Here is an 11,139-nt window from a genome sequence, read left to right on the forward strand (position 1 = left end):
TGATACTAATATCTTTCTTTCATAGCTCTTTCAATATCTCTCTTCTGATCTTTCTTAGCTATACTTTCTCTTTTATCATAACTTTTTTTACCTCTACCAAGAGCTATGTCAATCTTTACATACCCTTTTGAAAGGTGTACATTCAATGGAACAATAGTATAACCTTTTTGGCTAACTTTTTCGTGTAATTTTTTTATCTCTTTTTTGTGTAAAAGTAATTTTCTTACTCTTTTTTCCTCTGGGTTATACACACTTCCAAATTCCCAAGGAACAACTGACATTCCCATTATATACACTTCATCTTTTATTATTCTTACAAAAGCCTCCTTGATACTCACTTTTGATGCTTTTATAGATTTTACTTCACTTCCAACTAACTCTATTCCAGCCTCTATTTTATCTTCAATGAAATAATCAAAGTATGCTTTTTTATTATTTGCTAATATCATTTTTCACCTCTTTTATTTCTTTTTGTTGAAAAATATTCCTCTGTATAAGGAGCAACTTCAATTTCAAGTTCTGCCATATCAACTCTTACAACAATAACCTCTAATTTATCTCCCAAGCTATAAATATCTCCTGTGTCTGTATCTGCCATCACATAATCTTTTTCATTAAATTCATAATAGTGTGGAGAATTTGTTACATCCCACATACATTCAACTAACTCTTCAGTTTCTATAAATACTTTTCTATTACTTATTCCAACAATAGTTCCTTTAAATACTTCTCCTATTTTATCAAGCATATATTCAACTATTTTTATTTTTTTACTTTCATCCTCTACCTTCATAGCCTCTCTTTCTGTTTTAGAGATAGCTGTACATATTGTTGGTAGATTTTTTTCAAGTTTCTCTATATATTTTTTCTTAGGATATCCAAAAAGTGTTTCTCCTAAAATTCTATGAATCATTAAATCTGAGTATCTTCTTATTGGAGAAGTAAAGTGAGTATAATAGCTTGATGCTAAACCAAAGTGTCCAATATTTTCTGGCGTATACTTAGCTTGTTTTAATGCCATCAATATCATTTTATGAACTATCATACTAATTCCCTTAAGTTGAGAATCCTCTATTATTGATTGGAATTTTTTAGGATGAACTCCCTCTGATCCAAGAATTACTCTATAACCAAATTTTCCTAAAACTTCATTCAACCCTTCTATTCTCTCTGCATCTGGTTTTTCATGAGTTCTATAAATACTTGGAACTTCTAACCAAAATAGTTTTTCCGCAACTGCCTCATTGGCTTCGATCATAAAATCTTCTATAATCTTTTCTGCCTCTCCTCTTTCTCTTTTTTCTAAATGATCAACTCTTAGTTTTTCATCTAAAACAACTTTTATTTCTGGAAGATCAAAATCTATACTTCCTCTATTATGTTTTACTGTTCTTATGATTTTAGAAAGTTCTAACATCATATCTATCATATCTTTTATAGATGAATATTTTTTACAAGTTTCTTCATCATTTTCTATTATCTTATTAACATCAGTGTATGTCATTCTATAAGCTGTTCTTATTACTGCCTTGTAAGTTTTTACATCTTTTACTTTTCCAAGACTATCTATTTCCATCTCACAAGTAAAAGTTAATTTATCCTCATTGGGATTTAATGAACATATTCCATTTGAAAGTTCTCTAGGCAACATTGGTAAAACTCTATCTACTAAATATACTGAGTTTCCTCTTCTTAATGCCTCTTTATCCATAGCTGAACCCTCTTTTACATAGTAACTAACATCAGCTATACTAACTATCAATCTATAATTTCCATTTTCTTTTTTATCTACATATACAGCATCGTCTAAGTCTTTAGCATCTGCGCCATCTATTGTGATAATTGGTAAATCTCTTAAATCCACTCTTAACTTTATTTCATCTTCGTGAACTATCTGTGGAGTTTCTCTTGCCTCTCTCATAACATCTGCTGGGAAATCATCTCTTAAATTTTCCCTTCTAAGAAGCGCCTCCATCATAACCTTACTATCTAATGGATTTCCTAAAGCCTCTATAATTTTTCCCTCTGGTTTTCTCTCTTTATCACCAAAGAAATCTATTTTTACAACTACCAGTTCTCCATCTCTAGCCATTCCTAAAAACTTTTTCGGAATATATATATCTTTTCCAAAAGAGTGAGTTGGAGTAACAAAACCAAAACTTTTTTGTTTTTGTAAAATACCAATAACTGTATCATTAGTTCTTTTTATTATCTTATAAACCTCTCCCTCTTTTTTATCAGTTTTTCTACTCTCTTTTGTTATTTTTACTAAAACTATATCTCCATTTAAAGCACCATTAAATCCATTTTTTGGAATGAATATCCCTTCAGTTTCTGTATCAACAAAAGCGAATTTATTTCTTATAACACTGAATTCTCCACATATCATACCAATATTTTCAGGAATATTATATTTCCCCTTATTATTTTTTACCAAGTCACCTAATTCTATCCAAGTATCTAAAATTTCTCTATTTTTCTTTTTAAATTTTGAAGACCAAGATAATAATTTATAAATTTCATCTATCCCTATTGATTTTGTATTTTTTTTAAAGTATTCTTTTAAAATTTCTAAATCTTTTTTTATGTTCATTTTTACCTCCTTATTCTCTCTCTTTTCTTTTAGAAAGTAAATCTTCCAATGTTTCCATTGTATTTTTATGTATTATTCCACCTTTTTCTTTTAAATATTCCAATTTTCTTTCTATTTCAAAAATTATTCCCTCATCTATATTTTCAAAAGTTTTTTCTCTTATCTTATCCACGTTTGGATAATCTCTTCCCTCTTCTATTGCATCTCCTATATAAACTATCTTTTCTAATAAAGACATATTTTTTCTTCCTATTGTATGATACTTTATACTATTTAATATATCTTCATCATCTATATTAAATTCTTTTTTCACTATCACAGCCCCTGCTAATCCGTGCAATATCTCTGGTAAATCATCATATCCCTTTACCTCTGGCATATCTTTGCAAATTTCTTTTAAATAATCAACCTTATCTTTCTTTAAATAGTCATGTAAAAGAGCTGCTATCCTTGCTTTTTCCACATCACATCCATATTTTTTAGCAAGTTCTACACAAGCCTTTTCAACACCCAATGTATGAATATATCTTTTTTCTGGCAATTTATTTTTCACTATTTCTCTTAAAGCATCTATATCCATTTTATCTCCTTGTAAAAAAAGGGTGTATTCAAACACACCCTATATATCTTTTCTAAATTTAAAATCTCTTTTTAGATTAGCATATTTTACTTTGTCCATATCTGCACCATTAATTAAAATCTTAACTGTATCTAGATTAGTATCTATATTTGTCATAGTATTTACAATAGAATAGATTATAAGTAGTTCATCTGTTGGACTTTTTACCCTATCAAAAAGTTTTTCAGGAAGATCTAAATAAATTATATTATTTACTATATAGTAATATACCTCTGTTTTCTCATTGATATTTGGTATCTTCTCAAGAGTTTTTAATTCGTTTAAAGTTTCATCTAAAGTTCTTCTTATTTTTGAACTTTTACTTATATTTTTCTCAACCTCAATCTCTTTATTTGCTATTTTGTTTTTTTCTGGATAATATATGTATAACTTCTCTTTTTCATTCTGTTGTTTTAAACTTTCTCTTTCAAAAACTACTTTTGGTGTATTGTCTTTTGAACTAAAATATAAATACCCTGAAAAAATAGTTATAATCCATAAAATTGACATTATTTTTATGGAGCTATTTTTACTATTAAAGAATCCTTCTTTAAAGTTTATTAGTTTTATTTTTAGTTCTTTTAACACCTCACCCATTCCACTTTTTGATGAAGTTTTTTTCCTTTTTTTATTAAAACTAAATTCTTCTTCTTCTAAATTTCCTTTTATATTTTTTTTATTTTTCTCTTCAAACTCTTTATTTTCTTTCTCATGATTTTTTTTTAAATTTATCATTCAAATCTCCTAATAAAAATAATTTCTTATATGCTCAGCTATTTTCTTAGCCATTTTTTTCTGATGAGAACGAGAGCTTATAATACTTGAATCTTTTGGACTTTTTATAAATCCAACTTCTATTAATACCCCCGGACAATTAATACCTCTTAAAACAGCAAAGTTAGCTCCGTGTATCCCTCTATTTTTCATTCCCATAGTCTTGGATAAATTTTTAGTCAATGAGTCTGCGAAAGGAATACTTTTTTCTTGGTTTTTATTATAAGCAATCTCTCCAGCTATTTGAACTATGGAACTTGTATTTTCACCATATTTTTCTCCAAAACTGTTTTCATACCTAGCTATGCTAGCAGCATATGGAGAAGATTTTTTTGAAAAATAAAATATTTCCATTCCGTTGTGAGCTGAACTATTTGAAGAGTTGGCATGAATACTCACGTAAATATCTGCCCCTATTCTATTTGCTATATTACTTCTATTTTTTAAAGATATAAATTCATCTGTATCTCTTGTCATCACAACATTGAAATCCGATTTTAACTCATCTCTAAGATATTTTCCAATACTTAAAACAATATCTTTTTCTCTTAAACTTTTAGAACCAATAGCTCCTGTATCTTTTCCTCCATGTCCTGGATCTATTACTACTGTATATTGTTTATTCGTTGCATTTCTTGATAAATCTATTACCAATCTATTAGGACTCCTTCTTATACTCACCTTATGAAAAATATTTTTTTGTAATTTTAAGAAAAATCCGTGGGATCTATCATATTTATATTCTTGAACACTTTCTAAGTATTTTGATAATTTGTTTGTTACACTTTTATTATAAGGAGTATTAACTCCTCTAACTTCTACAAAAAGAGTTCTGCTATTTTCATCGTATTCTGTTACATAATTTGGATTACTTTCATCTAAATCCAAAACAACTTGTGGTGGATAACTATTAAATCTTACATCTTTTATATTTGAAGAAAATGTAAAAGAAAATAATAACATAAAAATTAGTACTGCATATATTTTTTTTATCATAAACACATCCTATAACTTTTTAATATAAATACAAAAAAACGACAATTAATTTAAATTGTCGTTTTTATTCATAAGCTTAATTTAAAGTACCAGCGATTGCTGACTTTCTAACAGTCATATGAACACCTTTATCTATTCTAATTACGACAAAAGCTTCTTCTACACTAGAAATAACACCTTTTATTCCACCGATTGTTACTACAGTATCTCCAGCTTTTAAGCTATTTAACATTTCATTTTGTTTTTTTTGCTTTTTCTTATTTGAAGCAAAAAGTCCATAAATAACAACTACCCATATAACTAGCATTATTCCTGTACTTCCATATCTAGCAAATAGTTCTTGCATCTGTTATTCCTCCTACTAATTTTTTATTCTAAATAGAGTATATCACAGACAGATTGATTTTTCAATGATCTTTCAATTTTATTTAAATAAATCCTTCAATCTATCTAAAAAACTTTTATTCATTTTATAATTTTTATCTTTTAAACTTTCATCAAATTTTTTCAATAATTCTATTTGAGTATCATTTAAATTAGTAGGAACTTCAATAACTATTTTTACAAGTTGATCTCCAGCTCCATAAGCTCTAGGGTTATTTATTCCCTCTCCTCTCAATTTAAATACTTTTCCATTCTGAGTTCCTGCTGGTATTTTTATAGCTTTTTTACCATTTAATGTAGGGATCTCTACTTCTCCACCAAGAGCAGCTTTTGCATAAGTTATAGGTACTTCACAAATTATATTTTCTCCATCTCTCACAAAGAAGTCGTGATCTTTAACGTGGAAAAAGATATATAAATCTCCATCTTCTCCACCTTCAGCACTTGCATCTCCCATTCCATGGATTCTTAATCTTTGACCATCATGAATTCCTACTGGTATTTTTATTTTTTTGCTGATTGTTTCTCTTTCTAAACCTGTTCCACCACATTTTTTACATTTTGTTTCAGGAATTTTTCCTTTTCCTTTACATTTATCACATTCCTCTACACTTTTAAAGTTTCCAAGCATAGTTCTTTGGATTTTTTCTATTCTACCAGATCCACCACATTTGTCACAAGTTTTCATCTTGCTTCCTGGTTCAGCACCTGTACCATTACAAGTTTTACACTTTCCTCTTCTAGTATATTTTATTTCTTTTTCTCCACCTTTAGCTACTTCTTCTAGAGTGATTGTCACATCAACCCTTAAGTCAGCACCTGGTTCTGGTCCTCTTTGTTGAGCTCCACCAAATCCTCCAAAGCCACCATTTCCACCAAAGAATGATGAGAAAATATCTTCAAATCCACTTCCAGAGAATCCTTCAAATCCTCCACCATATCCGCCACCTGCTCCATTTTCAAAAGCAGCATGACCAAATCTATCGTATTTTGATCTTTTATCTGCGTCAGATAAAACTTGATAAGCTTCGTTTATCTCTTTAAACTTATCTTCAGCTTCTTTCTTTTCGCTCTCACTTGCATTACTAAATCTATCAGGGTGGTATTTCATAGCTAATTTTCTATAAGCTTTTTTTATTTCTGCTTCAGAAGCTGTTTTTTCTACACCTAAAAGATCATAATAATCTTTCTTTGCCATTTTTTCCTCCAAAATTTATCTTAAAGTATTTTGATCTCTATACTTTTTTGATACATCTCACCTTTTTCTAATTTTTTAATTCCCTCTTTTTCTGTAAGTTGTCCATTAGAAGTTACTAGATCTCCTAATCCATCCCATGGCTCAAGACAAACAAATCCAGATTTTGGAACACTCCAAAATGCCATGTATTCAAAACCGTTATAATCAAACTCTACTATTCTATCACTTTTATCAGATTTTAGCCAGACTTTTTTAGAATTTGTATTTTTAAATATAATTGCATCTTCTTTAAAAGTTTCATCTGTAAATCTTAAAATATTTCCTTCAAATATATCTCTTATCTTATCAGTAACACCTATACTTTCAGCTGTCAAAGATTTTCCAATCTCATCTTTTTCAAACTCGATATAGTTTTCTCCTGGTTGACCAAAAACATTAAATGCAGGATGAGCTCCTAATGAAAAATACATTTTACCATCAGTTAAATTTTCAACTCTATACTCCATTTTTAAAGTATTCTCATCTAAAATATATTTTAAAAATAATTTAAAATCAAATGGATATTTTTTCTTTGTTTCTTCGTTTGATTCAAATAAAAACTCTAAGTAATTTTCTCCTCTATCACTTAATACAAACTCATTATCTCTAGCGAATCCGTGTTTAGTTTCTATTCTATATTCTTTTTCATCATAAAAATATTTTTCATTTTTTATTCCACCTACAAATGGGAATAGTATTGGTGATGATTTTGCCCAAAAGTTTTTATCTTTCTGCCAAATATATTCAAAATTATCCTTCTTAGAAGTAAACTTTTCTAACTCTGCTCCCTTACTTTCTACTTGTATTATAAAATTTGAATTTTCTAATCTATATTTCATATGAACTCCCCTGTATTAATCTAAAAATAGGGAATAGAGTAAGCTCTATTCCCAGAAAATAACAATCTAATTATTAGTCAACTATTTCTGCATCTTCTACATCATCAGCAGGTTTTTGTGTTTGTCCTTGAGAAGCATTAGCTTGTTGTTGTTGAGCTTGTTGAGCTTCTTTGTATATTTCTTCAGCTAATTTTTGAGCTGATTTTGATAATTTTTCCATAGCTTCTTCGATAGCTTTTTTGTCATCAGAGTCTTTTACTTTTTTAAGTTCTTCTAAAGATTCTTCGATAGCTTTTTTCTCAGCTTCGCTTACTTTTCCAGAATGTTCTTTTAAAGTATTTTCAGTAGATGTGATTAACATATCTGCTTTATTTCTTGTTTCTATTAATTCTCTGAATTTTTTATCTTCAGCTTCATTAGCTTCAGCTTCTTTTTTCATTCTTTCTATATCGTCACCAGATAAGTTGTTTGATCCAGAAATTGTTATTGTATTTTCTTTTCCAGTTCCTAAATCTTTAGCTGATACGTGAACGATTCCGTTAGCGTCTATATCAAATGTTACTTCAATTTGAGGGATTCCTCTTGGTGCTGCTGGGATTCCTTCTAAGTTGAATTCTCCTAATTTATGGTTGTCAGCTGCTTTTGCTCTTTCACCTTGTAATACATTGATTGTAACAGCTGGTTGGTTATCTACTGCAGTTGAGAATACTTGAGATTTTTTAACTGGTATAGTTGTGTTTTTCTCAATAATTCTTGTACAAACTCCTCCAAGAGTTTCAATTCCTAATGATAATGGAGTTACGTCAAGAAGTAATACATCTTTTACATCTCCCATTAATACCCCACCTTGAATAGCTGCTCCTGCTGCAACAACTTCGTCAGGGTTGATTCCTTTATTTGGTTTTTTACCAAAGAATTGTTCTACCCATTCTTGAACTGCGATCATTCTTGTAGATCCACCTACTAATAATACTTCATCTATTTCAGAAGGAGTAAGTCCAGCATCTGATAAAGCTGTTTTTGTAGGTCCTTGAGTAGCTTCAACTAAATCTCTTGTTAAAGCATCAAATTTAGCTCTTGTTAATTTCATTTCTAAGTGTTTAGGTCCTGTTGCATCCATTGTGATGAATGGTAAAGATATTTGAGCTTCCATCATTGAAGATAATTCTTTTTTAGCTTTTTCAGCTGCATCTTTTAATCTTTGGTAAGCCATTTTATCATTTAATAAGTCAATTCCTTGCTCTTTTTTAAATTCTTCTGCTAACCATTGGATGATTCTTGCGTCAAAGTCATCTCCACCTAAGTGGTTGTTTCCTGCTGTTGATAAAACTTCTATAACACCGTCAGATATTTCTAGAACAGATACGTCAAATGTTCCTCCTCCAAGGTCGAATACTAATACTTTTTCTTCTTTTTTCTTATCTAGTCCATAAGCAAGTGCTGCTGCTGTTGGTTCGTTTATTATTCTTTTTACTTCTAATCCAGCTATTGCTCCAGCATCTTTAGTTGCTTGTCTTTGAGCATCTGTAAAGTAAGCTGGTACTGTAATTACAGCTTCTTTTATTTCTTCTCCTAAGTAAGCTTCAGCATCTTTTTTTAATTTTCTTAAAGTCATTGCTGATATTTCTTGTGGAGTATAATCTTTTCCGTTGATATTTACTTTATAATCAGTTCCCATATGAGTTTTTATAGAAGCGATAGTTGAGTTTGGATTTGTTATAGCTTGTCTTTTTGCTATTTCTCCTACTACTATTTCTCCATTATCTTTAATGTTTACAACTGATGGAGTTGTTCTTGCTCCTTCAGCGTTTGTGATTATATTTGCAGATCCACCTTCCATTATTGCTACACATGAGTTTGTTGTTCCTAAGTCAATTCCTATTACTTTAGACATTTTAATCCTCCTTTAATATTCCTAAAAATATTTCTATTCTAAAATTTTTGATTACTGATTTAATTATTTCTTACATACTTTAACCATTGAAGGTCTTATTACTTTTCCTTTTAATTTATATCCTTTTTGGAACTCAGCTATTATATAGTTATCTTCAAAATCTTCACTAGCTTCAACCATAACAGCCATATGTTCTTCTGGATTAAATTCTTTTCCTTCTGTATCTATACTTTCTAACCCTTCAGCTTTGAATATCTCTCTAAATTGATTTAATGTAAGTTCAACTCCTTTTACTAAACCATCAAAATCTTTTGTTTGTTTTGATGTTTCAGCAGCTCTTGTTAAATTATCAATTCCATCTAAAAGTTTAGTAATAATTTTTTCAGAAGCAAATTTTCTAAGCTCATCCATCTCTTTTTCTTTTCTCTTTGTAAAGTTTTGGAAGTCAGCTTGCTTTCTCATATATGATTGTTTCCAATCCTCTACTTCAGCTTTTAATTTTCCAATTTCTTCTTGGATAGTTTCTAATTCATTTAACTCTTGATTATTTTCTTTTTCACAATTTTCTTGAGTTTCTTCACAGTTAACTTCCTGCTCCATCTCTTCTATATCTTTTAATTTATCTTCTGACATCACTATCTCCTTTTATTTTTCTTTATTTCCAATCAATTTTTCTTTATTTATAGTTTTTTCTAGTTCCTTACTTATATAATCTATAAGTCCCATAGTTTTTGAATAAGGCATTCTCTTAGGTCCGATTACTCCGACAACCCCTTTTGAATCTCCTTTTTTATATACTGAATAAACAAAACTATAATCTTCAAGTCCTTTTACTGGAAGGTCATCGCCTAGTATTACATTTACTTTACCTTCAACATATTCATTTGATTTTACAATCTCCTCAAATATATTTCTGACCTCTTGTTTTTCATTAAACATTTCCATAATATCTAAAACTTCATTTACATTTTTATTTTTGAAAATGCTTGGAGAATTACTTAAATATAATTTTCCTTCTATATCTTTATATATCTCTTTTTCAATATCATTATAGGCTTCAAAATTTTCTTTTATTAAATCTACAATCTCATAACTTTTTATTTTTTGAGTTTTAATCTTATTATTAATTTTCTCTGATAACACTTGTAGTTTTTCTTTCGTTATTCCTGTTTGAAGCTTTATTTTTTTAGTTGTGACATTTAAATCTTCAGTAACTATTATTGCTAATATTAAATAATCATCAATATGAACCAATTCAACTTTTTTTATATTTTCTTTTTTATGATTTGGTTCTATTACAACTGAAGCATAAGATGTAAGCTTTGAAAGAATTGATGAGGTTTCTTTTAAAATATTATCAAGAGCATTCATCTTTTGATCATATTCATTATTTATTCTTTTCTTTTCTTCCATCGATAATTTTTCAATCTTTAAAAGTTCATTAAGATAATATTTATAACCTAAATCTGTTGGAATTCTTCCAGAAGATGAATGGGTTTTTTCTATAAATCCTGCATCTTCCAAATCAGACATTACATTTCTGATTGTTGCTGAAGATAATTCAATATTATATTTTTTTACTAAAGTTCTTGAGCCTATTGTTTCTCCACAACTAAGATAGAAATCAATAATGGCATTTAGAACTAATTTTTCTCTTTCACTTAGCATCAAATCACCTTCCTGAATATTAGCACTCATTACTAAAGAGTGCTAACTAACAAATTCATAGTATCACTTTTCAATAGGTTTGTCAATAAATTTTTATAAAAAAACTGAAGAAAATATTTTTCTTCAGTCCTTTTC

11 protein-coding genes are annotated in these 11,139 nt (G+C 28.9%); all 11 read right to left on the minus strand.

The genetic code is table 11. The features are described 5' to 3' along the window. Positions 1-5: 5 nt before the first annotated feature. Positions 6-449 (minus strand): SsrA-binding protein SmpB, encoded by a 444-nt coding sequence (smpB, locus tag Q1J48_RS01940; protein ID WP_300328426.1) that lies wholly within the window; start codon positions 447-449, stop codon positions 6-8. Further along, positions 446-2,593 carry a ribonuclease R gene (rnr, locus tag Q1J48_RS01945; protein WP_300328428.1) on the minus strand — a complete coding sequence of 716 codons (2,148 nt, stop codon included), beginning with the start codon at positions 2,591-2,593 and terminating at the stop codon, positions 446-448. The genes smpB and rnr overlap by 4 nt, the downstream gene beginning before the upstream one ends. A gap of 10 nt (positions 2,594-2,603) precedes the next feature. Then, a complete protein-coding gene (gene yqeK / locus Q1J48_RS01950) occupies positions 2,604-3,173 on the minus strand; it encodes a bis(5'-nucleosyl)-tetraphosphatase (symmetrical) YqeK (RefSeq protein WP_300360761.1) in 570 nt (189 codons plus the stop codon). Positions 3,174-3,212: 39 nt separating this feature from the next. After that, entirely contained in the window at positions 3,213-3,947 is a 735-nt protein-coding gene (locus Q1J48_RS01955) for a GerMN domain-containing protein (protein WP_300360763.1), read from the minus strand. 9 nt (positions 3,948-3,956) lie between these two features. After that, positions 3,957-4,982, minus strand: a complete 1,026-nt coding sequence (locus Q1J48_RS01960; RefSeq protein WP_300360766.1) for an N-acetylmuramoyl-L-alanine amidase family protein — start codon at positions 4,980-4,982, stop codon at positions 3,957-3,959. A gap of 76 nt (positions 4,983-5,058) precedes the next feature. Continuing rightward, entirely contained in the window at positions 5,059-5,328 is a 270-nt protein-coding gene (yajC, locus tag Q1J48_RS01965) for a preprotein translocase subunit YajC (RefSeq protein WP_300328439.1), read from the minus strand. Positions 5,329-5,406: 78 nt separating this feature from the next. Further along, on the minus strand, positions 5,407-6,564 hold the full coding sequence (dnaJ, locus tag Q1J48_RS01970) for a molecular chaperone DnaJ (RefSeq protein ID WP_300328441.1): 1,158 nt from the start codon (positions 6,562-6,564) through the stop codon (positions 5,407-5,409). A gap of 20 nt (positions 6,565-6,584) precedes the next feature. Next, positions 6,585-7,442: an aldose 1-epimerase family protein gene (locus Q1J48_RS01975; RefSeq protein ID WP_300360769.1), complete on the minus strand. Its 858-nt coding sequence runs from the start codon at positions 7,440-7,442 to the stop codon at positions 6,585-6,587. 73 nt (positions 7,443-7,515) lie between these two features. Beyond that, positions 7,516-9,336 (minus strand): molecular chaperone DnaK, encoded by a 1,821-nt coding sequence (gene dnaK, locus Q1J48_RS01980; protein WP_300328447.1) that lies wholly within the window; start codon positions 9,334-9,336, stop codon positions 7,516-7,518. Positions 9,337-9,399: 63 nt separating this feature from the next. Continuing rightward, on the minus strand, positions 9,400-9,969 hold the full coding sequence (gene grpE / locus Q1J48_RS01985; RefSeq protein ID WP_300328450.1) for a nucleotide exchange factor GrpE: 570 nt from the start codon (positions 9,967-9,969) through the stop codon (positions 9,400-9,402). Positions 9,970-9,981: 12 nt separating this feature from the next. Further along, on the minus strand, positions 9,982-11,007 hold the full coding sequence (gene hrcA / locus Q1J48_RS01990; RefSeq protein WP_300360771.1) for a heat-inducible transcriptional repressor HrcA: 1,026 nt from the start codon (positions 11,005-11,007) through the stop codon (positions 9,982-9,984). Positions 11,008-11,139: the final 132 nt, after the last annotated feature.

This window comes from Fusobacterium sp., from assembly GCF_029258315.1.
Lineage (GTDB): Bacteria > Fusobacteriota > Fusobacteriia > Fusobacteriales > Fusobacteriaceae > Fusobacterium_B.